The 23,707-nt window shown below is 69.4% G+C and carries 24 protein-coding genes and 2 tRNA genes; 12 read left to right on the top strand and 14 right to left on the bottom strand.

All coding sequences use genetic code 11. From position 1 onward, the window contains the following. Window positions 1-10: 10 nt before the first annotated feature. The 6 genes from EXE47_RS07520 to EXE47_RS07495 all read right to left on the bottom strand — a co-directional run bounded on the left by EXE47_RS07520 (window position 11) and on the right by EXE47_RS07495 (window position 6,400). The gene (locus EXE47_RS07520) at window positions 11-832 is read right to left on the bottom strand and encodes an ABC transporter ATP-binding protein (RefSeq protein WP_176450659.1); all 822 of its coding nucleotides are present in this window, start codon (window positions 830-832) and stop codon (window positions 11-13) included. After that, on the bottom strand, window positions 829-1,782 hold the full coding sequence (locus EXE47_RS07515; protein WP_089308179.1) for an ABC transporter ATP-binding protein: 954 nt from the start codon (window positions 1,780-1,782) through the stop codon (window positions 829-831). The genes EXE47_RS07520 and EXE47_RS07515 overlap by 4 nt, the downstream gene beginning before the upstream one ends. Next, window positions 1,775-3,124 carry a branched-chain amino acid ABC transporter permease gene (locus EXE47_RS07510; protein WP_049931673.1) on the bottom strand — a complete coding sequence of 450 codons (1,350 nt, stop codon included), beginning with the start codon at window positions 3,122-3,124 and terminating at the stop codon, window positions 1,775-1,777. The genes EXE47_RS07515 and EXE47_RS07510 overlap by 8 nt, the downstream gene beginning before the upstream one ends. Beyond that, complete coding sequence (locus EXE47_RS07505) at window positions 3,121-4,242, bottom strand: branched-chain amino acid ABC transporter permease (protein WP_049931671.1); 1,122 nt, start codon at window positions 4,240-4,242, stop codon at window positions 3,121-3,123. Before EXE47_RS07505 ends, EXE47_RS07510 begins: the two co-directional genes overlap by 4 nt. Before the next feature lie 121 nt (window positions 4,243-4,363). After that, complete coding sequence (gene lipA / locus EXE47_RS07500) at window positions 4,364-5,302, bottom strand: lipoyl synthase (RefSeq protein ID WP_089308178.1); 939 nt, start codon at window positions 5,300-5,302, stop codon at window positions 4,364-4,366. A 96-nt stretch (window positions 5,303-5,398) separates the two neighbouring features. Next, on the bottom strand, window positions 5,399-6,400 hold the full coding sequence (locus tag EXE47_RS07495; protein WP_089308177.1) for a hypothetical protein: 1,002 nt from the start codon (window positions 6,398-6,400) through the stop codon (window positions 5,399-5,401). Between the two features lie 148 nt (window positions 6,401-6,548). Between EXE47_RS07495 and EXE47_RS07490 the strand changes: the two genes are divergently transcribed. Beyond that, window positions 6,549-6,965, top strand: coding sequence for a dual specificity protein phosphatase (locus EXE47_RS07490; RefSeq protein WP_089308176.1), 417 nt, complete (start codon window positions 6,549-6,551; stop codon window positions 6,963-6,965). Between the two features lie 19 nt (window positions 6,966-6,984). Here EXE47_RS07490 and EXE47_RS07485 read toward each other — a convergent pair. Both EXE47_RS07485 and EXE47_RS07480 read right to left on the bottom strand, forming a co-directional pair. Further along, window positions 6,985-7,056: transfer RNA gene (locus EXE47_RS07485), tRNA-Thr, on the bottom strand. 98 nt (window positions 7,057-7,154) lie between these two features. After that, the gene (locus EXE47_RS07480; RefSeq protein ID WP_049931667.1) at window positions 7,155-7,817 is read right to left on the bottom strand and encodes a hypothetical protein; all 663 of its coding nucleotides are present in this window, start codon (window positions 7,815-7,817) and stop codon (window positions 7,155-7,157) included. 59 nt (window positions 7,818-7,876) lie between these two features. On the opposite strand from EXE47_RS07480, the gene EXE47_RS07475 reads away from it, so the two are divergent. Then, on the top strand, window positions 7,877-8,584 hold the full coding sequence (locus tag EXE47_RS07475) for an enoyl-CoA hydratase/isomerase family protein (RefSeq protein ID WP_089308175.1): 708 nt from the start codon (window positions 7,877-7,879) through the stop codon (window positions 8,582-8,584). Window positions 8,585-8,682: 98 nt separating this feature from the next. Next, a tRNA-Gly gene (locus EXE47_RS07470) sits at window positions 8,683-8,753 on the top strand. Between the two features lie 190 nt (window positions 8,754-8,943). Here EXE47_RS07470 and EXE47_RS07465 read toward each other — a convergent pair. Next, window positions 8,944-10,335, bottom strand: a complete 1,392-nt coding sequence (locus tag EXE47_RS07465) for an ABC transporter substrate-binding protein (RefSeq protein ID WP_089308174.1) — start codon at window positions 10,333-10,335, stop codon at window positions 8,944-8,946. Window positions 10,336-10,610: 275 nt separating this feature from the next. After that, on the bottom strand, window positions 10,611-12,269 hold the full coding sequence (locus tag EXE47_RS07460; protein WP_089308173.1) for a gamma-glutamyltransferase family protein: 1,659 nt from the start codon (window positions 12,267-12,269) through the stop codon (window positions 10,611-10,613). A gap of 232 nt (window positions 12,270-12,501) precedes the next feature. Between EXE47_RS07460 and EXE47_RS07455 the strand changes: the two genes are divergently transcribed. The 6 genes from EXE47_RS07455 to EXE47_RS07430 all read left to right on the top strand — a co-directional run bounded on the left by EXE47_RS07455 (window position 12,502) and on the right by EXE47_RS07430 (window position 19,287). Then, on the top strand, window positions 12,502-14,193 hold the full coding sequence (locus tag EXE47_RS07455; RefSeq protein ID WP_089308172.1) for an ABC transporter substrate-binding protein: 1,692 nt from the start codon (window positions 12,502-12,504) through the stop codon (window positions 14,191-14,193). Window positions 14,194-14,231: 38 nt separating this feature from the next. After that, window positions 14,232-15,182 carry an ABC transporter permease gene (locus tag EXE47_RS07450; protein WP_049931661.1) on the top strand — a complete coding sequence of 317 codons (951 nt, stop codon included), beginning with the start codon at window positions 14,232-14,234 and terminating at the stop codon, window positions 15,180-15,182. A gap of 3 nt (window positions 15,183-15,185) precedes the next feature. Then, window positions 15,186-16,271, top strand: a complete 1,086-nt coding sequence (locus EXE47_RS07445; protein ID WP_049931660.1) for an ABC transporter permease — start codon at window positions 15,186-15,188, stop codon at window positions 16,269-16,271. Further along, complete coding sequence (locus EXE47_RS07440) at window positions 16,271-17,362, top strand: ABC transporter ATP-binding protein (protein ID WP_049931659.1); 1,092 nt, start codon at window positions 16,271-16,273, stop codon at window positions 17,360-17,362. Before EXE47_RS07445 ends, EXE47_RS07440 begins: the two co-directional genes overlap by 1 nt. Then, window positions 17,359-18,678, top strand: coding sequence for an ABC transporter ATP-binding protein (locus EXE47_RS07435; RefSeq protein WP_089308171.1), 1,320 nt, complete (start codon window positions 17,359-17,361; stop codon window positions 18,676-18,678). The genes EXE47_RS07440 and EXE47_RS07435 overlap by 4 nt, the downstream gene beginning before the upstream one ends. Before the next feature lie 75 nt (window positions 18,679-18,753). Continuing rightward, window positions 18,754-19,287: a hypothetical protein gene (locus EXE47_RS07430; protein WP_049931658.1), complete on the top strand. Its 534-nt coding sequence runs from the start codon at window positions 18,754-18,756 to the stop codon at window positions 19,285-19,287. Between the two features lie 25 nt (window positions 19,288-19,312). Here EXE47_RS07430 and EXE47_RS07425 read toward each other — a convergent pair whose 3' ends face one another. Further along, the gene (locus EXE47_RS07425) at window positions 19,313-19,669 is read right to left on the bottom strand and encodes a GntR family transcriptional regulator (RefSeq protein WP_049931657.1); all 357 of its coding nucleotides are present in this window, start codon (window positions 19,667-19,669) and stop codon (window positions 19,313-19,315) included. 74 nt (window positions 19,670-19,743) lie between these two features. Then, a complete protein-coding gene (locus tag EXE47_RS07420) occupies window positions 19,744-19,947 on the bottom strand; it encodes a hypothetical protein (protein WP_049931656.1) in 204 nt (67 codons plus the stop codon). A gap of 132 nt (window positions 19,948-20,079) precedes the next feature. Here EXE47_RS07420 and EXE47_RS19350 point away from each other — a divergent pair, with 132 nt between their 5' ends. Together EXE47_RS19350 and EXE47_RS07415 are read left to right on the top strand one after the other, a co-directional pair. Next, window positions 20,080-20,247 carry a hypothetical protein gene (locus EXE47_RS19350; protein WP_241988244.1) on the top strand — a complete coding sequence of 56 codons (168 nt, stop codon included), beginning with the start codon at window positions 20,080-20,082 and terminating at the stop codon, window positions 20,245-20,247. A gap of 30 nt (window positions 20,248-20,277) precedes the next feature. Continuing rightward, window positions 20,278-20,808 carry a hypothetical protein gene (locus EXE47_RS07415; protein WP_241988245.1) on the top strand — a complete coding sequence of 177 codons (531 nt, stop codon included), beginning with the start codon at window positions 20,278-20,280 and terminating at the stop codon, window positions 20,806-20,808. A gap of 659 nt (window positions 20,809-21,467) precedes the next feature. Here EXE47_RS07415 and EXE47_RS07410 read toward each other — a convergent pair. Further along, entirely contained in the window at window positions 21,468-22,124 is a 657-nt protein-coding gene (locus tag EXE47_RS07410; RefSeq protein ID WP_089308170.1) for an HVO_0476 family zinc finger protein, read from the bottom strand. A gap of 127 nt (window positions 22,125-22,251) precedes the next feature. Between EXE47_RS07410 and prs the strand changes: the two genes are divergently transcribed. Beyond that, window positions 22,252-23,106, top strand: a complete 855-nt coding sequence (gene prs / locus EXE47_RS07405) for a ribose-phosphate diphosphokinase (protein WP_049931651.1) — start codon at window positions 22,252-22,254, stop codon at window positions 23,104-23,106. Window positions 23,107-23,119: 13 nt separating this feature from the next. On the opposite strand, the gene EXE47_RS07400 is transcribed toward prs, so the two are convergent. Then, window positions 23,120-23,683, bottom strand: a complete 564-nt coding sequence (locus tag EXE47_RS07400) for a maltose acetyltransferase domain-containing protein (protein ID WP_049931649.1) — start codon at window positions 23,681-23,683, stop codon at window positions 23,120-23,122. Window positions 23,684-23,707: the final 24 nt, after the last annotated feature.

Here is a 23,707-nt window from a genome sequence, read left to right as displayed (position 1 = left end):
CGGCGGACGGCTACCCGCCCAGGAAGTCCTGTCGCACGCCCTCGTCCGCGAGCAGTACGTCGCCGCGGTCGGTGTAGCGGTTCTCGCCGTTCACCAGCACGTACCCGCGGTCGCAGCGGCGCAGCGCCTCTTTCGCGTTCTGCTCGACCATCAGCACCGCCGTCCCCCCATCGTTGATCCTGTCGATCCGGTCGAACATGTCGGAGACGAGGTCCGGGGCGAGGCCGGCCGAGGGCTCGTCGAGCAGCAGGAGGTCGGGGTCGAGCATGAGCGCTCGTCCCATCGCGACCATCTGCCGTTGCCCGCCGGAGAGGGTTCCGGCCTTCTGCTCGCTGCGCTCCCTGAGGATCGGGAAGCGGTCGTAGATCGTCTCGATCTGGTCTTCAGGCACCTCGTCGAGGATGTACGCGCCCATTTCGAGGTTCTCGCGGACGCTGAGTCCGGGAAAGACGTTGTCGTTCTGCGGGACGAAGCCGACCCCCTCGCGGATGATCTGTTCGGGCGCCAGCCCGTGGATCGGCTCCCCCTCGAACTCGACGGTCCCGCCCATGTGGGTCGTGAGCCCGAAGACGGTCTTCATCACCGTCGACTTCCCGGCGCCGTTCGGCCCGACGACGGTCACGTACTCCCCGTCGGCCACGTCGAGGACCACGTCGGAGAGGATCTGGAGGTCGCCGTACCCGGCGTCGAGGTCGCGCAGGCGTAGGATCGCGTCGCCGTCGATCGCGTGGTCGGTGCCGGCGGTGGCAGTCGCGTCCGAATCACCGACTTCGCTCGCTTCCGTCTCGGCGGCTGTCGTCTCCGCGTCGTCCGCCGCTGCGTCGGCCGTCATAGCTCCTCACCCAGGTACGCCTCGATGACCCGCTCGTCGTTCCGTATCTCGTCGCCGGTCCCCTCGGCGAGCACGCTGCCCTGATGCATGACGATGACGCGTTCGCAGTTCTCCATGATGATGTCCATGTCGTGCTCGACGAGTAGGAAGGTGTAGCCGTCCGCGCGCAGGTCGTGGATCCGGTCGAGGAGCTTCTCCTCTAAGGTCGGGTTGACCCCGGCGAGCGGCTCGTCGAGCAGCACCATCTCGGGGTCGGTCATCAGCGCCCGGGCCATCTCCAGCAGCTTCCGCTGTCCGCCGGAGAGGTTCCCCGCGTGTTCGTGCGCGAGGTGATCGATCTCGAAGAACTCCAGCGTCTCCCACGCCCGCTCGCGGAGCGCGGTCTCCTCCTCGACGACGGCGCCGCGGAGCCCGGGCGTCACCGCGCGGATCGCGGACTCGCCGAGCTGCCCCTGCGGCGCGAGCATGAGGTTCTCCAAGACGGTCATCTCGGAGAGCTCGCGGGCGATCTGGAACGTCCGGACCAGCCCCTCCCGCGCGATCTGGTGCGGTTTGAGGCCGGTGATCTCCTCGCCCTCGAAGTACACCGACCCGCCGGTCGGCTCGTGGACGCCGGTGATACAGTTGAATGTCGTTGACTTGCCTGCGCCGTTCGGCCCGATGAGCCCGGTCAGCGAGCCGGACTCGACCTCGAAGGAGGCGCCGTCGACGGCGGTGACGCCGCCGAAGCGCTTGACCAACCCCTCCACGCGGAGCGGGGGTGCCTCCGAGGGAGACCCCGGCGGGACGTGTTTCGCCGCCTCCTCCACCTCGCTGTCGTTCGCCTCGGGCTCGCCGATCGTTCCGTCCGCCGTCGCGGTGACGGGGTCGGTGGCGGCGACGTCTCCCGGGTTGGGCGCGTCCGCGTCGGTCTCGGCGGAGTCGCTCGGGTCGGGGGCGTCGCTACTCATCGCTCTCACCTCCGGCGGGCCGCTCGGAGAGGTCGACGGCCGCGGCCGTCTCGATCCGGTCGCCGAGGATCCCCTCGGGCCGTCGGTGGATGATGAACACCAGCACGAGCCCGAGGAAGACGAACTGGAGCGGCGCGACGTTCTCGGTCGCGTACGCGAGGAACGTCACCGGGTCCAGCGAGGCGACCGCGTCGGCGAACGACGGCGGCGTCTGCGCGTCGATGAGTCCCCGGACCGTCCCGCCGACGCGGCGGGGCCCCTCGAACAGTACCGCCGCGAAGACGATCCCGCCGAGGACGGAGCCGGTGTTCGACCCCGACCCGCCGATTATCACCGCGATGAACACGTAGAAGGTGAGGAGCGGCCGGAACTGCGGCGTCGGCGAGACGTTGCCCTGGCTGCCGAACCAGAGGATGCCAGCGAGCCCCATCAGCGCGCAGCCGATGACGAACACCTTGATCTTCACGAGGTTCACGTCCTTGCCGAGCGAGTCGGCGACGAGCTCGTCCTCCCGGATCGCCTTCATCGTCCGGCCGAACGGCGAGCGGCCGAGGCGTTCGAGCAGGAGGTAGAAGCCGACGAGGAAGGCGGCGAGGACGGCGATGTACCCCCACCCGATGAGGATCGGCTGCGAGATGCCGAGGCCATCGCTCCCGAAGACGCCGAAGACGAGGTCGCCGAACGCGGTCGGCGTCCCCGCCTGCCCGTCGACGAGGAACAGGTCGCGGACCGGGTTGTCCGGCATCCCCATCCCGCGACCCCCGCCCGTTCCGGCGCCGATCGTGTCGCGCAGGAAGTTGTCGAAGGCGCTCGACTGGAGCGACAGGCGGACGATTTCCGAGAGGCCGAGCGTCACGATGGCGAGGTAGTCGGCCTTGAGTCGCAGCGCCGGCAGGGCGGCGACCCCGCCAAGCAGCGCCGCCATGCCCATTCCGGCGACGATGCCGACCGGGAGCGGCAGTCCGAGCCCGGGCGGCCCGAAGGCGGGGTCCGGCGAACGGACGACCATTCCCATCGTGTACACGCCGACGGCCATGAACCCGGCGACGCCGATGTTGAAGAGGCCGGTGTACCCCCACTGGAGGTTCAACGCGAGCGCGGTGAGTGCGTAGACGAGCCCGAGGAACGTCAGCGTCTCTAGGAGTCCGACGACGCTGTTGAGCCCGTCGGTGAACGTCAGCAGCGTCGCCGCGGCGTAGATCGCGAGCAGCGTCCCGACCACGAGCCCGAGGTCGCTCTCGCGGGCGGCCTCGACCAGCGCCGCCGTCGCGCTCTCGGGCGCCTCCGACCCGCCCGCGGACGGCCCGGAGGCGGAGCCGCCGGGTGCGTCGGCGTCGCTCATGCGGTCGTCACCCCGCCGAACAGTCCCTCTGGGCGCAACAACAGCATCAGGATCATCACGGCGAACGCGGCGGCCTGGTTGAAGTCGGAGGGGATCCAGATCGTCGAGGTGGTGAACACGACGCCGATGACGAGGCCGCCGACGATGGCGCCGTACACCGAGCCGATCCCCCCGAGGATCACGGCCGCGAAGATGAGGAGCAGGAGGAGCCAGCCGAAGTCGAACTGGATCGTCCCGCGGAGCAGCACGTAGAGGTAGCCGGACGCCCCCGCGAGCCCGCCGCCGATGATCCACGTGGCGGTGACGACGCGCTCGGCCGGGATGCCGGTGATGAGCGCGAGGTCCTTGTTGTCGGCCATCGCCCGCATCGCGGTGCCGAGCTTCGTGTGCTGGAGCATGCCGTGCATCGCGAGCATCAGTCCGACCGCGGCCACGAGGATGGTGAGTTCGTGCGCGTTCACCGAGAGCCCGAGCGGGTCGAACGCGAGGTTCGACGCGTCGACGCTGGCGGTCACGCCGCGCCGGTCGGAGCCGTACCCGAACTGGAGCAGGTAACGGACGATGAGCGCCGCGCCGATAGAGGCGATGAGCAGGGAGATCCCGTCGCGATCCCGCATCGGCTTGTAGAACGCGCGGTCGAGCGCCACCGCGAGCAGCGCCGTGACGACGAACGCCGCGACCAGTCCGACGAGGATCGCGCCCGGCGTCGTGAGGATGTGCGCGCCGATGTCGCCCGGCGAGGCGTTCCCGGCGTCGCGGACTGTCAGGAGCGCGCGGACCGGGATGTCGCCGAGGCCGGCGATCAGGAACGCGACGCCCCACCCGGAGAACGCGCCGACGCTGACGAGGTCACCGTGCGAGAAGTTTGCGAACGAGAGGATGCTGTACGTCATCGAGAGGCCGATCCCCGCGAGCCCGATCACGAGGCCGATCACGACCCCGTTCCAGAGGTTCGAGCCGAGCCGGTCGACGGAGAGCGACCCTCCTATCGGGCCGAGGCCGACACCCGCGAGCTTCGCCGCGAGGTCGACGAGGAGCAGGCCCGCAAGGAGGACGACGAAGAGAAGCCCCGGCCGAGCCCGCGCCGCGTCGACGATCGACGAGTCAGTTGTTCCCATGTGTACGTCTCACTGACACAGGGTGGGTCACCGAGCGGTAAATAACTCGCTGTTCGGACAAACATCGATACCTCGAAAGCGCCTGACAGCTGTCACCCCCCACCGCGTCCCGAACGCGGCCTCAGTCGCCGCCCGCGGCCCGCGCCCGACGCCGCGCCGCCTCCGGCGAGCGGCCCTCGCGCAACAGCGCCTCGACGAACAGCTCGCCGGCCTTGTACGACGACCGGACCATCGCGCCCGACGCGCAGTAGAGGAAGTCGAACTCCTCCTCGGCGACCCGCCGCCACGTCTCGAAGACGTCGGGGTGGACGTACTCGAACACGTCGAGGTGCGAGCGCGAGGGCTGGAGGTACTGGCCGAAGGTGACCACGTCGACGCCGACCTCGCGGAGGTCGCCGAGCGTCCGGTACACCTCGTGGTCGTACTCGCCGACGCCGAGCATGAGGCTCGTCTTGGTGTGGATGTCGGACCTCTTGTCGACCCGATCGAGGACGGCGAGCGACTGCTCGTAGTTCGCGCGGCGGTCCCGGACCGGCCACTGGAGGCGCTCGACCGTCTCGACGTTGTGGGCGATCACGTCCGGCCCGGCGTCGATGATGCGATCGACCGCTTCCGGGTCGCCCTGGAAGTCCGGGATGAGCGTCTCGACGAGGATCTCGGGGTCGCGGCGCTTGATCGCCCGGATCGTCTCGGCGAAGTGCGCCGACCCGCCGTCGGCGAGGTCGTCGCGGTCGACGGACGTGAGGACGACGTAGTCTAACCCGATCTCCGCGACCGCGTCCGCGACGTTGGCGGGCTCGTCCGGGTCGAGCGGCTCCATCCCGCCCGTCTCGACGTCGCAGAAGTTACAGCCGCGCGAGCAGCGGTCGCCCATCAGCATGAACGTCGCCGTGCCCGGGCCGTCGCTCCCCGACCAGCACTCGCCCATGTTCGGGCAGTTCGCCTCCTCGCAGACCGTGTGGAGGTCGTGCTCGCGGAGGGTGGACTTGATCTCCGTGAACCGACTCCCGGACGGCGGGCGCGACTTCAGCCAGTCCGGCTTCCGGCGGCCGCGTGACATGGATGATCCTTAGCGTCCGAGCGCAAAAGGATGCGGGTCGCCGAGGCGGCCCGGGGTCTCGCCGACCGCGGGTTCACGCCTCGGGACCGCCCCGGCTCACGCCTCCGGGACAAACACGTTCATCGACGGCGTCTGGATCCCTTGGAACTTGTTCTTCCAGTTGTACGCGATGTTCAGCACGCGCCGCCGGTCGCCCGGCGGTCCCGTCACCACGCTCACGGAGGTCCCGTCTTCCGGGATCTCGACGCGGGTGTCCCGCCAGTCGAACCCGGCGAGCAGTTCCGAGGGGTTCTCGACCGACACCGTCCCGCTGTTCCTGTTCACCTCGTAGAGGCGGTAGGCGTCGGCTTCGAGCAGCCGCTTGATCTCTTCAAGATCGTCGTCGAGGTGTGCTTCGAGCGCGTCGGCGGTGTGGTAGCCGCAGACGATCAGGTGCGCGAACGTCTCGACGTTGCGCGGGTTCTGCTCGGCCTCGCGGAGGTGGTCGAAGTACGCGAGTTTCTCCTCGCGGTCGAGGTCGAGGATCGCGTTGACGATCCGGGCCGCCTCGCGCTCTCCCTCCGTCGCGTCCGAGTCCGCGAGGACCTCGTCCGCCCGCGACCCCGTGTTCTGCCCCCGCGAGACGTCGAGGACGTTCTTGAGGTGTTTCGCGCGGTCGTACACCGCCGACTTGTACGACCAGTCGCGGACGTCGTCCGGGTAGCCGTCGAACTCGCGAAGGAGCGCCTCGCGGTCCTCGGGGAACCCGATCTCCTCGCGGAAGTCGCTCCACGCCGTCGCGTCCTCGAAGAGCCCGAACTGCGTCAGCGTGTCCTGCCCGAGGTTCGCCCGCGTGCCGCCGCTCGCGACGAACTTGGCCTCGACGAACGTCTCCCCGTCGGGCGACTCGACGATCAGATCGCCCAGCGAGTCGTAGGAGTTGCCGGCGTGGCGAACCGCGGTCAGGTCGGGGAAGTCGCTCCGGAGCCGATCGGCGAGCGCCTCGCCGAGATCGGGTCGCCCCCGCTCTTCGAGGTCGGCGTCCGGCTCCGCGCCGTTCGCGAGCTGCGCCGTCAGCTTCTCCGTGGCCTCGACCCAGCCGCGCTCGTGTTTGCCCATGTGGCGTGTCGGTCGGCGACGGGAAATAAAGGAACCGCGTACGGGCGGCGAGCTCCCGACTGCCGTCGGTCGTCGGATAAACCGTGCCGCGAACGAGGTGCGTTTAATTCGGTCGCGTCCGAACGGCCGACCAACGGCGTGTGTAAAAATGGATGAGGTCGCCCCCGGGCTCCTCGTGGGGACGATGTCGGACGCCGACGACGAGTCGCTGCTCCGGCGCCGCGGCGTCGACGCCGTCGTGTCGCTGACGTACGACGACCCGGACACCGGCGCCGTCGCTCGCGTCGACGCGCCGATGACGGACGGGCCGCGAAACGAGTACGAGGCGTTCGCCGCCGCCGCGGAGACGGTCGTGGAGCGGCGCGAGGCCGGACAGCGCGTCCTGGTTCACTGCTCGGCCGGCGCCTCCCGCAGCCCGGCGGTCGCCGCGGCGGCGATGGCGCGACTGACGGACAGGGGCCTCGACGAGGCGTTCGAGCAGGTGCTCGCGCGGCGATCCGAAGTCGACCCGCACGACGCGCTGGTCCGGCGGGCGGCGACGTTCGTAACCGAAGGTAGCGAATGAGCGGCGAGGTCGCAGGAAGAGCCTAGGCCGAGATTTGAACTCGGGGTCTCGTCCTTACCAAGGACGCGCTTTACCGCTAAGCTACCCAGGCACGCACTCAGTCGTTGACCGGATTCGACTTTATGGGTTTCGATCCGCGGGCGCGACGTCCGGGAATCGGGACCGGTTCCGGCGTCGTCCCCGATCCGGTCACCGATCGGTCGCGCTGACGGCGCGATCCGAGATATCGGCGATACGGTCGGCGGTCGTCTCAGGTAGCGCCCGGCCCGCGGGCGGGAACTCGCCGTCGCAGTCGGCCGCGAGGTCGCGGGCGTACGCGAGGAGTTCCTCGGGCGGGTCGCCGCCGACCGCCGTGGTCCCGGCGACGACGGCGAGTTCCAGCGCGTCGACCTCCAGGTTGCGGTCGAGCCCGACCGCCGTCTCGGCGTCCGTCCCCTCGCGGTCGCGGAGCGTCTGGTCGCGGCCGAACGCGCGCACCACGTCGACCGCGGGGCGGGCGGCGTCGGTACACGCCAGGAGCGAGAAGCCGCGGGAGACGAGCACGTCGGCAGCGAGGATGTCCATGTCCGCGTCGATGTCGGCGGCGGTCGGCGCGGTCACCCACGGCTCCTCGCGGGCCACCGTACGGGTGAGCCGCAACCCCTCGTAGATGAGCTGTACGCCGGCGGCGCGATCGGTCACGTCGCCGAGCTCGACGTCGGGGTCGAGCGCGCGAGCGGTGACCAGCGCCAGCACGCCGGGGGTCACCGCCGCCTCGCCGATTCGCGCGTCGAGGGCCTCGCGGAGCTGTTCGGGCTCGACGTCCGCGAGCGCCTCGCGCGCGGCGTCACGCGCTCGCGCGGCATCGTCCATTGGTAACCGGTAGACGAGCGAAGGGCAAAGACCTTTGGAAACGAACGGGATTCCGTCCCGTGATCCGAACCCGAACCGACGGCGACGTGCGCGTCGTCACGCTCGACCGCCCCGAGGCGCGCAACGCGCTGCGCCCCGCCGACCTGACCGCCTTGCGCGAGGCCTTCGAACCGCCCGCGGCCGGCCCCCGGGCGCCGGTGACGTACCTCCGCGGCGCGGGCGACGCCTTCTGCGCCGGCGCCGACCTCGACGCGGTCGCGGCGCTCGACGACCCGGAGACGTTCGCGCGGCGGGGCCAGCGCGTGGCCGCCGCGATCGAGGACTCGCCGTCGGCCGTCGTCTGCGGGGTCGACGGTCCCGCCCGCGGCGGCGGCGTCGAACTGGCGCTGGCGGCGGACGTGCGCGTCGCGACGCCGCGGGCGACGTTCGCCGAGCCGGGGGTCTCCCTCGGTCTGTTCGGCGCGTGGGGCGGAACGGTGCGACTGCCGCGGGTGATGGGCGAAGGGGAGGCGCTCGACGTCGCGCTCTCGGGACGGGTACTCGACGCGGAGGCCGCCCTCCGGACCGGGCTCGTCTCGCGCGTCGTCGACGACCCCAGATCTGTGGCCGACGAGATAGCGGCGGGCGAGGCCGACGCGCTGGCGGCGATCAAGCGCCGGCTCCGCGACCGTCGGGACGACGGGGCGCAGGAGCGCGCGGAGGCCGCGGCGTTCGCCGACCTTCACGACGCCCACGCCGACGAGATCGCGCGACAGCGCGAGCGGTGAGGTGGCCGCCGCGGCGTCACCGCACCGTCCACGTCGCCCGGCAGTCTCGATCTCAAAGACTTAAGTGAGTCTCTAAACAAGAGACGAGTGCGAAGCACGCACCGGTAGTGTAGTGGTATCACGCAACCTTGCCATGGTTGCAACCCGAGTTCAAATCTCGGCCGGTGCACTTCCTGCGATCGTGCCCCGGCCTGACTCCCGCTCGCTTCACTCGCGGGAGTCCCGGCCGGTGTATTTTCTGAGCGAAGCGAGGAAACTACCGAGAGAGATTTGAATGCTATCAGTTGCGGTTCAACTCTCTCAGAACCGGCCGGCGCGGTTCACGTGCGAAAAACCGGAACGGGTCTCCGTCGAGGTTCCTACTGGTTCAGCACGCTCGACCACTGGCTGGTGTACGTCGCCTGGTTCGGCTCGAACGAGACGCGCTCGGTAATCGTCCCGTCGCGCTCCTCGAAGGCGTTCACGTACGACTCCTCCAGCGACTGGCCGTAGGCGTCGTTGAGGTACAGCGTCCCCGAACTCGCCGCGCCGACCGTGTCGCTGACGGCGAGGTCGGCCATCGCGGGCCCCTGAAGCAGGTCGGAGGGCGCGGTCCGGAAGATGTAGTCGTTGTCCTCCAGATCGGTCACGTTCGGGTCGGTCGAGGACGGCGAGATGCCGACGACGCCGTTCGGGATGAACACCTGGTCCGAGACCTGGAGGTTAACGTTCGACGACGCCGGGCCCACGACGGCGCCGTAGCCCGCGTTGACGATGGCGTTCGCGCCCGAGATACCGGCCTGCGGGTCCGTCTGCGTGTCCTCAACTCGGGTCTCGACGTCGACGTTGATCCCCGCGTCGTTGACCTGCGTCGCCGCGAGCAGGGCGCCGTCGCGGATCGGGACGCCGAGCGGACCGAGGTCACCCGTCTCCGGCATCAACACGCCGATTCGCGCGGTGAACGAGTCGACGCCGACCGGGTCCGCGGCGGTCGCGTTCCGGTCCTCCTCGGAGAGTTCGTTGCCGAACTCGACGGTGTCGAGGGTGACGAGTTCGCCGTCTTGGAAGTCGACGATGTCGTACGCGGCGGTGGCGATATCGCCGTTGACGTCGAAGTTGACGCCCGAGGACGCGCCCACGTAGTGGACCGGATCGCCGGCGGCGACCGTCTCGACGGCCTCGGGGAGGTCCGCGGGGCCGAACTCGTCGCCGCCGGGATTAGCGACGGTCCGGACGCGGTCGCGGATCGCCTCGCCGCTGTTCTCGCCCGCGGCGGTCGCCGCGAGGATCTCGACCGCCATCGCGTCGTACGCCTGCGCCGTGAACACGCCCGGCTCCTCGCCGTACTCCTCCTGATACGACTCGGTGAAGAACTCCGCGCCGGGACCGCCGGCCGAGGGCGCGGTGCCGATGACGTTGTTCATGTCGTTGTCGACCTCGCCGGGCAGGTCGCTGTCGATCAGCCCGTCGGGGACGATGATGTCGAGGTCGGGCGCGCTGTCGGCGAAGTCCGAGTAGAAGTCGCGGAACAGCTGGATACCGGACTGCGGGAACCCGACGACCATCACGGCGTCCGGGACGTTGCTCTGGTCGCCGCCGTCGGACCCGTCGGAGCCGTCGTCCCCGTCCATCCCGTCGCCGCCGTCGTCTCCGTCGGACCCGTCGCCGCCGTCGGACCCGTCGCCGCTCTCCGTCGAGCAGCCGGCGAGCCCCGCGATGCCGACCGCGCCGGCGCCCTTGAGTACGTCGCGTCGCTGGATTCTTCGCTTCATCCTGTGAGCGAATACCATGCGAGCCATTATAAGTGTATCCACGACCACAAATACCACACCCGCGAACTCCCCGGATTCAGACGGCTCCTCTCGCGGTCTGGGAGGCTTACGGTGCGTCTCGGGCCGGACCGGCGGCGACCGGAAACGCGGGTCGTTCCCGCTCGCTGATAGGTGGTCGGGGGCGCGTGACGGAACGCGAACGGGACGCCCCGTCGAACCGGGATCGGCCGCCGTGGCGACGGGGACTCGACCGCACCTCGCCGCCACCCGTCGGCTCAGTACCCCTGCGCGTTCCCGTCCTTCCGGGGTTCGGTGGCGGCCGAGAGGACCCCGTCGCGGTTGCGAGCGATCTGCGCGCCGCCGAACATGACCGGCGAGAGCGTCCGCACGTCGTGATCCTTCCGGACCAGTTTGGCTGCGGCGTCGTCGTCGAAGTGAGGTTCGAGCGCGAGTTCGCCGCCCTCGCGGTAGCGCCACCGCGGCTCGTCGAGCGCGCGCTGGAGGGGCATATCGTAGTCGACCAGATTCGAGATCACCTGGACGTGGCCCTGCGGCTGCATGTACCCGCCCATCACGCCGAACGCCGCCCAGTCGTCCTCGTCGAACCGGACCACGCCAGGGATGAGGGTGTGGAAGGGGCGCTTGCCTGGTTCGAGGCTGTTCGGGTGGTCCGGGTCGAGCGAGAAGGACGCGCCGCGGTTCTGGAGCGCGATGCCGGTGTCGCCCGCGACGAGCCCGGAGCCGAAGCCGGCGAACCGCGAGTTGATGTAGGAGACGACGTTCCCGGCGTCGTCGGCGACAGTGAGCAGCACGGTGTCGGCGTCCTCCGCGTTCGCGTTCGGCACCCCGAAGGAGACGTCGTGCGAGGCGGTCTCGCCGACGCGGGCGGCGCGCTCGGCGGCCCAGTCGGCCGACGCGAGCGGGGGGATCTCCTCGTACTCCGGGTCGGTGATGTAACGGTGGCCGTCGTGGAAGGCTCGCTTCAATGCCTCGGCGAAGTAGTGGACGCGCTCGGGGGAGTCGTAGTCGTGCTCGCCCGCGCCCAGTTCGGCGGCGACGTTGAGCGCCTCCAGCGCGATGAGCCCCTGATTGTTCGGCGGTAGCTCGTACACCTCGGCGCCGTTGTACGTCGTCGACACCGGCTCCGGCCACTCGACCTCGAACTCGGCGAGGTCGTCGACGGTCATGAACCCGCCCTGCGACTGGACCTCGTCGGCGATCGCCTCGGCGATCTCGCCCTCGTAGACGGCGTCCGCGCCCTCCTCTGCGATCGTCTCCATCGACTCGCCGAGCCGCGGGAGCGTCACCGTCTGGCCGACGGCCGGCGGCTCGCCGTCGAACAGGAACGCCTCGCGGGCGTGGTCGTCGGTGAACAGCGCGTCGGCGCTCGCCCAGTAGGAGGCGATCACCTCGGACACCGGGTACCCCTCGGTCGCGTACCGGATCGCCGGCGCGAGCGCGTCGGCGAGCGTGAGCCGACCCAGCTTCTCGACGGTCGCCTCCCAGCCGCGGGCCGTTCCCGGGACGGTGACCGCGTGCGGCCCGTAGAACGGCATCTCGGCCTCGCCGGCGTCGTCGACCGCGTAGCCGCCGTCGTCCGGGTAGTAGGAGTCGGCGTCGTCGTCCTCGGCGAGCGCCGCCCGCACACTTTCGATCGTCGCGTCGGCGGGCGCGCCGCCGCAGGAGCGCATCGCGCCGACCTCGCCGTCGGCGGTCCGGTACAGCGCGAACACGTCGCCGCCGAGCCCGGTCGAGGTCGGCTCGACGACGTTGAGCGCGGCGGCGGTCGCGACCGCCGCGTCGAACGCGTTGCCCCCCTCGCGTAACACCTCGATCCCCGCCTGGCTCGCGAGCGGCTGGCTTGTCGCCACCACGCCGCGCTCGCCGTACACGGTCGACCGCCGCGAGGTGAATCGGTCTAAGTCCGGATCCATACTCTCGATCCGGTCGCCCGGCACATAAACATCGATCCGGATCTATCCGGTCTGTTCGCTCCCGACCGAACGATCTGCCACCGGAAGGCGGGGCTCGGTCGCGCTTCGCCAGACAATAGTGAACGATCATGTCAATACGTCCAATTGTCACCGAATCGGTCAATTACTGTACGGATGACGACCTGATGTACTGAATAGAATAGTTTTTAACGACCGACGTGTACGTGTTGGTATGTCTCACTCTGACAACGGACAGACGAAATCGGCAGCGACTCGCCGACGGGTTCTCGCCGCAATGGGCGGTGCGAGCGTCGTCGGCCTCGCAGGTTGTGTCGGCGGCGACGGCGGCGACGGGTCCGACGGCGGCGACGGCACGAACGAGTTCGTCGCGTCGGCGGCCGCGAACCCGGGCACGTTCGACCCGACGATCATCACGGACGCGACCTCCAACTCCGTCGTCGGCACCATGGCCTACGAGCGGTTGGTCGCGCTGACGTTCGACTACTCCGAGTTCCGGGGCGAACTCGCCTCCAGCTACGAGCAGGTCGACGACACCACGTTCCGGTTCCAGCTCCGCGAGGGGGTCACGTTCCATAACGGCGACGAGTTCACCGCCGAGGACGTCCAGTTCTCCATCAACCGGACGAGCGGCACGACGAACGACGCCGACGTCTCCTTCATCGAGAACGTCGAGATACTCGGCGACTACGAGGTCGAAATCACCTCGACCGACCCGCACGCGCCGTTCTTGAACGACCTCGCCGCGGTCCCGATCCTCACGAGCAAGACCGACGCGATCAGCGAAAGCCCGGAACAGGACGACCACTCGTTCACCGAGCAGACCCTCGGTACCGGACCGTGGGAGCTGGAGGAGTTCTCGGCTGAGGACCGAGCCGTCCTCGTCCCCTACGACGACTACTGGTACGACGGCGACGACTACCCCGGCACGGCGCCGTGGGACCGGGTCACGATCCGGGTCATCCCGGAGCAGGTCTCGCAGGAGGAGGCGATGGCCGCCGGCGAGCTCGACATGATCGACAACGCGGCGCCCTTCGAGCTCGACCAGTGGGAGAACCAGACCGGCGAGGTCGTCACCGGCAGCGCCGTCGGGTTCGACTTCATCACCTATCCGGTCAACCAGAGCCCGTTCACCAACGAGAAGCTCCGCCGCGGGATGACCCGGCTACTCCCGAAGTCCGACGTCATCGAGGCCGTCTTCGGCGGCTATGCGACGGAGCTCGCCGGCCCGATCAGCCCCGGTCTCGGAGCGTTCTGGGACCCCGAGCACGAGCAGAACCTCCTCGACGAGTACGTCGGCCAGGACGAGGAGGAGGGCCTCCGGCTCATCGGCGAGGCGTTCGAGGAGGAGGGCATCGAGGCGCCGTTCGACGTCTCCTTCATCACCAACGTCAACCGGACCCGCGAGCGGTGGATGGAGATCATCCAGCAGACGATGGACGAGACCGAGTACTTCAACGCGGAGCTCGACGTCCGCGCCTTCGACGACCTCGTCCCGTTCCTGCTCGACCCCGAGGGCGCCGCGGCCAGCACCGACGTCGTCGGCATCGGCTGGACGGGCGGCTCCGACCCGGACGGCCACATCAACCAGCTGCTCCACTCCAGCCAGCACGTCCCCGACGGATTCAACTGGAACCTCTACGAGAACGAGGAGATGGACTCGCTGATCACCGAGGGGCAGACGACCCTCGGCGCCGAGGAGCGACTCCCGATCTACCAGGACATCCAAGAGCTCGTCGCGCAGGAGGTCCCGATGGCGAACATGTGGACCGGCGACGTGATCGACGTGCTCAACCCGGCCAACGTCGAGTCTGTCGACCAGTGGAGCCCGCACCCGAACGCGAGCAACCGGTACAACACGCTGTACAAGCCGCACCTCGACGAGATCGTGTACCCGGCGGAGTAACGGTCTCAAACATCCGATAGCGCCCTCAATTCACCCCGATGAGTCTCCAACGATTTGTCATTAAACGCAGCCTGATAACCATCCCGCTGCTGCTCGGGATATCCCTGCTCACCTTCGGGATGGTCCACGCCATTCCCGGCGACCCGATCGACTTCATCACGCTGTTCACGGAGCTCGATCCGCAGACGGAGATGGAGATCCGGGCCGAGTACGGCCTCGACCAGCCGGTGTACATCCAGTACATCGACTGGGTCACCAGCGCGGCGACCGGCGACTTCGGCCGGTCGATCATCACCCGCGACCCGGTGATAAACGAGATCATGGAGCGGCTCCCGTACACGCTCGTGATGGGGATCATGGCGTTCGGCGTCACGCTCGCCACGGCGATCCCGACCGGCGTGATCGCGGCGTACTACCGCAACACCAAGATCGATCAGGCCAGCCGCGTGTTCGCGCTGCTCGGGATCGCGATCCCGAACTTCCTGCTCGGCCTGCTGCTGCTCTTGATCTTCGCGAGCTGGCTCGACCTGTTCCCCATCCTGCCGCCCACCAGTAAGGGGATCCTCAGCTACGACATGCTGGTGTACACCCTGTTGCCGGCGATCACCATCGGGACCGGTTCCACGGCTCTGCTGATGCGACTGATGCGGTCCTCGATGGTGGAGGAACTCGACAAAGACTACGTCCGGACGGCGCGCGCGAAGGGGCTCCCGGAGCGGACGGTCGTCCGGAAACACGTCCTGCGGAACTCGCTGATCTCTGTCGTCACCGTGGCGGCGATCCAGGTCGCGTTCATCATCAGCGGCTCCGTCGTCGTCGAGATCGTCTTCTCGTATCCGGGTATCGGACGGCTGCTCGTCGATCGGGTGGGTAACCGCGACTTCCCGGTCATCCAGGCGATCGTCCTCCTGATCGGCGTCGCCGTGATACTCGCGAACTTCGTCGCCGACGTGCTCTACGCGTACCTCGATCCCAGAATCCGATACTAGATAATGTCAAGCGAAACCTCACAGCGGACGACGGAACGCGGACGAATACGGGTCTCCGGCTTCGACGTCGAGCGCGTCGACTCCCGGGACCCGCTCTCCTCGTGGCAGCCCGACCTCCAGTCGGAGGAGGGGCGTGGTCGCCTCGAGTACGCGTGGATGCGGTTCAAACGGAACCGCCTCGCGCTGTTCGGCGCGGCCACCATCGTCTTCATGGTGCTGCTCGCGGTGTTCTCCCGTCCGATCCAGCTCCCGACTAGCTTCCCGGTGCTGGCCGGAGAGACGGTCCAGCCGTTCTCGCTCGCGCCGGCCGACCCCGCGAACCAGGACGTGATCACCGGGTACCGGGAGCCCACCCTGGAGAACCTCCTCACTTGGCCGCCCACCGGACTCTACCTGTTCGGCGCCGACTGGGCCGGCCGCGACATCCTCTCGCGGGTGATGTACGGCGGGCGCTGGAGCCTCTCGATCGGCTTCATCGCCGTCGCCATGGCCCTCCTCGTCGGGATCCCGCTCGGCTCGATCGCGGGGTACTACGGCGGCAAGATCGACGAGATCATCATGCGCCTCGTCGACCTGCTGTACGCGTTCCCGTTTATCGTGCTCGCGATCGCGGTCATCGCCGTCCTCGGTCGCGGCTACTGGGAGATGATCCTCGCCCTGGTCGTCGTCGGGTGGCTCCCGTACGCCCGCATCATCCGCGGCGAGATCCTGAGCGTGAAGGAGAACGAGTACGTCACCGCGGCGAAGGCGCTCGGCTCCCGCGACCGCTCGATCATCGCGCGGCACATCCTCCCGAACGCCATGGCGCCGGTGATCGTTCAGGCGACGCTCAGCATCGGCACCACGGTGCTCGTCGCCGCGGCGCTCGGGTTCATCGGGCTCGGCCTGTCCCCGGCGAGCGCGGAGTGGGGCGTCATGCTCAACGTCGAGCAGGACGCGATCGCCCGCGGCCGCTGGTGGGCCGGGCTGTTCCCGGGCCTCGCCATCTTCGTCTTCGTGATGGCGATCAACCTCGTCGGCGACGGCGTCCGCGACGCGTTCGACCCGCAGGGCGACCAGACCGACACCGACACCGGGGGGCTCCGCTGATGGCGATGCTCGAAGTCGAGGACCTCAACGTGCGGTTCTACACCGACGACGGGGTCGTCAAGGCGACGAACGACCTCTCGTACCGGATCGAGGCCGGCGAGCGGTTCGGCGTCGTCGGCGAGAGCGGGGCCGGGAAGAGCGTCACGAGCCTCGCGCTGATGCGCCTCATCGACGAGCCGGGCGTCATCGAGAGCGGCGAGATCCGGTTCAAGGGCCAGAACATCTTGGAGATGGACGAAGAGGAGATGCGCGAACTCCGCGGCAACGAGATCGCGATGATCTTCCAGGACGCCGGGACCGCGCTGAACCCGTCGTACACGGTGGGCGAGCAGATCTCGGAGGCGATCCGGTACCACATCGGGCTCGACGAGGAAGCGGCGCGCGAGCGCGCCATCGAGACGCTGGAGTCGGTCGGGATCCCCTCGGCCGCCGAGCGGTACAGCGACTACCCGCACGAGTTCTCCGGCGGGATGCAACAGCGCGTCGTGATCGCGATCGCGCTGTCGTGCGACCCCGACCTGATCATCGCCGACGAGCCGACCACCGCGCTCGACGTCACCATCGAGGCGCAGATCCTCGAACTGCTGGAGGAGGTCGCGACCGAGTTCGACACCGCCATCCAGCTCATCACCCACGACCTCGGCGTCGTCGCCGAGTTCTGTGACCGGGTCATGGTGATGTACGCCGGCCACCCGGTGGAGATGGCGCCGGTCGAGGACGTGTACTACGACCCGCAACACCCGTACACCGTCGGGCTGATGAGCTCCATCCCGCGTATCGGCGACGAGCGCGACCGGCTCCAGACGATCCCGGGCCGGATGCCGGACCTGATCGAGATGCCGCCGGGCTGTAACTTCCACCCCCGGTGTCCGTACGCCGAGGAGTCGTGTACCCGCATGGAGCCCCAGCTCGTCGACGTCGAGACGGGAGAGCCCGCGGACCCGATCAACAGCGACGCGCAGAGCGCCGCGTGTCTCGCACACACCGGCGAACTCACCGGCGAACTCGACTACGAGGTGACCGTCCGCGGCGAGGACGACCCGGTCGGGTCGGGCGACGCGGCGAGCTCAGCGGGGGTGAGCGACCGATGAGCGGCTCCGAGCCGCTCCTCCGCGTCGAGGGGCTCGAGAAGTACTACGAGTCCGAGAGCGACTTCATCGACCGCCTCCTCGGCCGGCAGAAGAAGGTGAAGGCGGTCGACGGGGTCTCCTTCGAGATCGAAGCGGGAGAGACGCTGGGGCTGGTCGGCGAGAGCGGCTGCGGGAAGAGCAGCATCGGCCGGTCGATCCTCCAGCTCCGCGAGCCGACCGCCGGCTCGGTGTACTTTAAGGGCGAGGACATCACGACGTTCTCCGACAGGGAGCTCCGGGATCTGCGAAAAGAGATGCAGATAATCTTCCAGAACCCGCAGTCGAGCCTCAACCCGCGGCTGACGGTGAACGACATCATCGGAGAGGCGCTCGACATCCACGGGATCGAGGGGGGCGTCTCCCGCGACGCCCGGATCAAGGAACTGCTCGACCGCGTCGGGCTCAACGCGAGCCACGCCAACCGGTACCCGCACGAGTTCTCCGGCGGACAGCTCCAGCGGATCGGGATCGCCCGCGCGCTCGCCGTGGACCCCGACTTCATCGTCTGCGACGAGCCCGTCTCGGCGCTCGACGTGTCGGTCCAGGCCCAGATCCTCAACCTGTTGGAGGACCTCCAAGACGAGCTTGGGATCGCGTACCTGTTCATCGCGCACGACCTCTCCGTCGTCGAGCACATCGCCGACGAGATCGCCGTCATGTACCTCGGCAAGATGGCCGAGATCGGCACGCCAGAGGAGCTGTTCGCGCCGCCGCAACACCCGTACACCGAGGCGCTGCTGTCGGCGATCCCGGAGCCGGACCCGCTGTGGGAGGGGGACCGGATCCTGCTGGAGGGGTCGGTTCCCTCCCCGATCGATCCCCCGTCCGGCTGTAAGTTCCACACGCGGTGTCCCCGCGTCATCCCGCCCTCGGACTACGAGTTCGAGCAGGCGGAGTGGCGCGCGGTCATGTCGCTCCGCCACCGCGCCCGCGAGGAGGACATCGCCGTCGAGACGTTCGACGCCGGCGAGAGCGCGCTGATGGAGGCGCTCCGCGAGGAGCTCGACCTCCCATCGACGCTGTCGGACCCGGAGGCAGAGGAAGTGGTCCAAGAGGCGCTCCGGCTGGTCGCCGACGAAGAGTTCGAGCACGCCGAGCGGGTGCTCGACGAGACGTTCGACACGCCCTGCTCGACGGACGAACCGGTGCTCCGCCAGACCGACGCGGGGCGCGTCGCGTGTCACCTCTTCGACCCGGCTTACGAAGCCGGGCCGACCGAGGGGGCGGCGCCCGACGACGGTACCGCCCCCGGCTCGGCCGCGAGCGGCGACGACTGACCCCGGTCCGTCGTCCCTCCCGCCCGGGAGCGGCCCCGACGACACGCTTATTCCTCCCGGCGGGAACCTCCACGCATGCCTCGCTCACGTCGGCGGGACGGCGTCGACCGCTCCGACGACGACCCGTTCCGGCCGAACGAGTCCGTCGAACGCCACCGCCCTCGGGCCGCCAAGACGCTCCCGGCGGCGACGCTCGCACGGTGGCTGCTCCCGGCGCGGCTTCACCGCTGGGCCGTCTCCGTCAGCGTCGACACGCCGGCGACCGTGTACGAAGCGGGCGAGCCGATCCCGGTGGCGATCGAGCTCCGGAACCCGCTTCCGGTCCCGGTAACCGTTCGGACGCGGTCCCCGGTCCCGTGGACGTGGCACGTCGACGGGCACCGCGACGCGTCACAGGTGTCCGAACCGCTCCCGGAGTCGGAAGCGCGGTTCACGCTCGACCGCGGGGAGCGGCGACGGTTCACCCGGCGGTGGCAGCAGAGCTTCCAGGTCTCGGAGACGGAGTGGCGGCCCGCCGACCGCGGGGAACACACGATCGGCGCCGGGCTCGCCGTGGACGACCCCGCCGGAAAAGGCGTCTACGACGAGACGACCGTCCGGATCGAGTGACCCGCGTCCGGGGCGCCGCAGGGCCTCACTCGTCGTCGCTCGGGATGTCGATCTCTTCCTGATGGTAACGCTCGGTCGCGAGCTCCGCGACCGCCCGGAGCGCCTCGGTGAGATCGTCCGATTCGTCGAGCGCGTATCGGTCGGGGTCGCGCCCCTCGGTCCGATCGATCTCCAGGATTCCGAACCGTTCGAGTCCGTCGAGCGCCTCGTGGACGACAGTCCGGTCGACGCCCGCGCCCTCGGCGATCCGATCGACCGGCAGCGGCTCGGACGCGTAAAATAGCGCCGCGACGACCCGCGCCCGCACTCGGTTCGTGAACAGGAGCGCGAGCCCGTTCTCCGCCACGAGCCGCGTGTACTCGTCGGTCGATTGCTCGTCCATACCCGCCGTTCACGAGCGAGCGGCATGACGGCTTCGGAACGGGCGAGTCCGCGGCGGCGCCCGCCGACCCCGCGTCACTCCTCGAACTCGGCGTAGTGACGCACAAGCCCGCACTCCGGACACATCACGGTCGTCAGCTCCTTGCGCTCGTTCATGCCGAGCTTCCCGAGGAGCCCTGACCGTTTCTCGCCGGTCCTGACGTGCGCGTTCCACGCGTCGCCCATGCTGAACTCGACCTCCTCCATCGTGACGCCGCAGTCCGGACAGCGGTGGTCCATGGGGGTCGACTCGCGCGGCGACCTGAAAACGGTTCGTCCGCTCGGCGGCCGAGCGACGCTGTTCCCCGGGCGCCGAGCCACCCGGGTCGAGTGATCAGACTCTTTCGACGCCGGGGCGATCGGGCCGTAGGGATGACTCGCCGGGCCGACCTCGATCGCTTCTACGACCTGCTCGACGACCTCGCGCGCCGGGTCGGCGGACCGCGGAAGCTCAAGGAGTGTACCGGGTACATGGACTGGCCCGACCGGGGCATCTACTTCTTCCTCGCCCCGGGCGAAACGCGCGCTTCGACCGACTAGTCACGCGTCACCCGCGTGGGGACGCACGCGGTGTCCGCGGGGAGCAGCACGACCCTCTGGGACAGACTGAAACAGCACTACGGCACGGGCAGCGGAAGCTCAAACCATCCTCACGGCGGCGCTCACCGCGCGTCCGTATATCGCAAGCGCGTCGGTGAAGCGATCATCGAGAAGTACGGCCTCCGCGAGGACTACCCCGACTGGGACGAGCGGTGGTCGGGCGTCGACCGCGAGCGAGCGGCGGTCCGCGACGAGGAGTACGCCCTCGAACGGCGCGTGAGCGCGTTCGTCCGCGAACAGCCGTTCCTCTGGGTGCCCCTCGACGACGAACCCGGCGCGGATAGCGACCGGCGCGTTCTCGAACGGAACTCTATCGCCCTCCTGAGCAACTTCGATCGGGAGCCGGTCGATCCCCGGCGGACCGACTGGATCGGGCGACACAGCCGGAGCCGTGCGATCCGCGAGTCGGGACTCTGGAACGTGGATCACGCCGACGAACAGTACGACGGCGGCTTCCTCGGACTATTCGCGGACGCCGTCGACGACGCGACGCCGCCGTAGTCGGTCGTCAGGCTACTCCCGTCGTCATCGCGGCGCCGCACTCTCGGCGACTGTGAGCGTGGTTCACTCGCGGTCGTCTCCAGTCGAACTGTACGGACGGAAAGGCTGGCCTCGGCACTCATAGGGCTCGTCGTCGCCGGGTGCCGAGTCCGGCTCGGAGCGGTGATTCGTCATCGGCCGCTCGTCGGTAGTCGCGCCGTTGAATAAAAGGATCCGGCCGCGCCGTCAGTGCGACGACCCGGCGTACTCGTTCCAGCGGTCGGTCCCGTTCGCGATCCGCCGGGTGTCCGACGGGTCGAACGTCCCCGCCGCCTGCGCGACAGCCTCCGCGGCGGTCGGAAGGTCGTCCGGAGCGTCGGTTGCGGCCGAGTCAGCGGATGGACCCGATCGGTCGGTGGGCTGTTCGGTCGGCGTCGCCTCGCGCGTGCTCGGACCGCCGGGACCGGTCGTCGTCCCCGCCGTCGAGCGTGCGTCAGTCGTGTACTACGGGTGGCACGTCACAGGCAACGTGCGTATCCTTCATAATTGTTTATGTTAGTATGAGGATCGCCGCGGGGAGTGGTCGCGGCCGTCGGCGACTCAGCGATCGGCGATCAGTCTCGCCGAGCCGACGGTACGGTGATCGCCTCCTACCGGGCCGACGGTACGGTGATCGTCTCCTACCAGGCCGACCACGCGGCGAGCGTCTCGTCGCGGGCGTAGATCCGCTTGAGGTCCTTCGCGTAAGCGAGGTCGCCGGGGTGGTCGAGTTTCTCGTGGCGGTACTCGGGCGCGTCCTCGCGGATGTGGAGCCCCTCGACGGTGAACTCCTCCTCGCCGAACTCCACCGTCTCGTCGACGGTGAACTCGTAGTCGCCGGGGACGTTCACGCGCAGCGACCGGGTCTGGTCCGCGTCCCCGTCCTTCGGGTGGAGCGTGACCGGGACCGCGACGTTGTCGACCGCGCGGGTCCACAGCGTCTCCACGTCCGTGATGTCCGCTTCCTCGACGCGGTTCTCGGGGCCGAGTTCGATCCCCGTGATCCGCACCTGCATCAGCGCCTCGTCGGTGTCGACGACGAACTCCTCGCCGGTGCCCACGTCGCCTTCGGCGGGCACGTCCATCGTCGTGGTGAACGAGTCGCCGTCCTGCGAGACGACGACCGTCACGGCGACGGTCTCGTCCTCGGGGATCTCGGTCTTGTGGGTGTGGTCGCACTCGGTACAGCGCACGGTGGCCTGCCCGCCCGGGCTGAGGACCTCGTGGACGGTCGGCTCGGCGGGCGAACACGACGGGCAGGGGAGCCCGACGCGCGCGCCGGCTTCGGTGTCAGTCATTGGGCGCTCGTACCCGCCGCGCCCGTAAATATCCGCCCCTGTGGGGGCGGTGTGGGTCGCGCTCGCGTGGCGCGCGGCGTCGCGCGGTAAGGAAACTGGTTTACCGGAGTCCGCGGAACGGTCGCCCATGATCGTACCCGGGTCCAGCTCGCAGCAGCTCGCGGCGGCGCTCGCCGCGGAGACGGGCCGGGCGCTCGCGACCCCGACCTACGACCGGTTCCCGGATGGGGAGGGGCTCGCCGCGGTGCCCGACTTCGACGCCGACGAGGCCGTGATCGTCGCCGCGACCGACTCCGACGAGGCGTGGGTCGAACTGCTCCAGCTCCAGGACGCCGTCCGCGAGGCCGGCGCGACGGACGTGACCACCGTTGTCCCCTATATGGGGTACGCCCGCCAGGACGACTCCTTCGGCGACGGAGAACCCGTCTCCGCCCGCGCGATGGCGAAGGCGATCTCGACCGGGACCGACCGCGTCCGCCTCGTCAACCCCCACGAGTCGACCGTCGCCGACTTCTTCGACGTCCCTGTCGAGGCGGTCGACGCGGCCGGCGTCCTCGCCGACCCGCTCCCCGCCGACCTCGACGACCCGCTCTTCCTCGCGCCCGACGAGGGCGCCACCGACGTGGCCGCGGCCGTCCGCGACGCGTACGGTGCCGGCGAGACGGACTACTTCGAGAAGCACCGCGACCGCGAGACCGGTGCCGTCGCGGTGTCGCCCTCCGACGCGAGCGTCGCCGACCGCGACGTGGTCGTCGTCGACGACATCATCGCGACCGGGTCGACGATGAGCGAGTCGGTCGCCGTCCTCACCGACCGCGGTGCGGCGCGGGTGCTGACCGCCTGCGTCCACCCGGTGCTCGCCGCCAACGCGGTGACGAAGCTCCGCGCCGCCGGCGTCGACCGGATCCTCGGCAGCGACACCGTCGAGCGCGGCTGTAGCGTCGTCAGCGTCGCGCCGGCGCTGGCCGACGCGCTGGACTGACGCCGCGTAACGGTCACTCGTCGTCGATTTCTCGGATCTCCTCGGCCGGGTTGCCGCCGACCACCGTCCGCGCCGGCACGTCGTCGACGACGACGGCTCCCGCGGCGACGACCGCGCCGTCCCCGATCTCGACCCCGGGCGTGATCACCGCCCGTCCCCCGATCCAGGCGTCGTCGCCGACGGTCACGGGGTCGCCGAACTCGCGGCCCGCGGCGCGCTCCGCGGGGTCGATCGGGTGCGTCGCGGTGTACACGTGGACCCCCGGCCCGAGCAGGCAGTTCTTGCCGAACGCGACCGGCGCGACGTCTAGGACGACGCAGCCGTAGTTCGCGAAGAAGCCGTCGCCGACCCCGACGTTGTAGCCGTAGTCGCAGCGGAACGGCGGCACGACGGTCGCGTCGCCCTCGACGGCTCCGAACAGCTCGGAGAGCAGGCGGTCGCGGCGGTCGGCCTCCGTCGGCGCGGTGGCGTTGTACCGGCGACAGCGGTCCCGCGCGCGCTTACGATCGGCGACCAGCTCGGGAGCCGAGGGGTCGTACGCCTCGCCGGCCAACATCCGTTCCTTCTCGCGTCCCATACGGCCTCCGGCGCAGCCACCGAC

Origin of the sequence: Halorubrum sp. GN12_10-3_MGM, assembly GCF_005435235.1 — an archaeon.
Classification (GTDB): domain Archaea; phylum Halobacteriota; class Halobacteria; order Halobacteriales; family Haloferacaceae; genus Halorubrum; species Halorubrum ezzemoulense.
The sequence above is the reverse complement of the archived record's forward strand: the minus strand, read 5'-3'. Positions and strand labels throughout refer to the sequence as shown.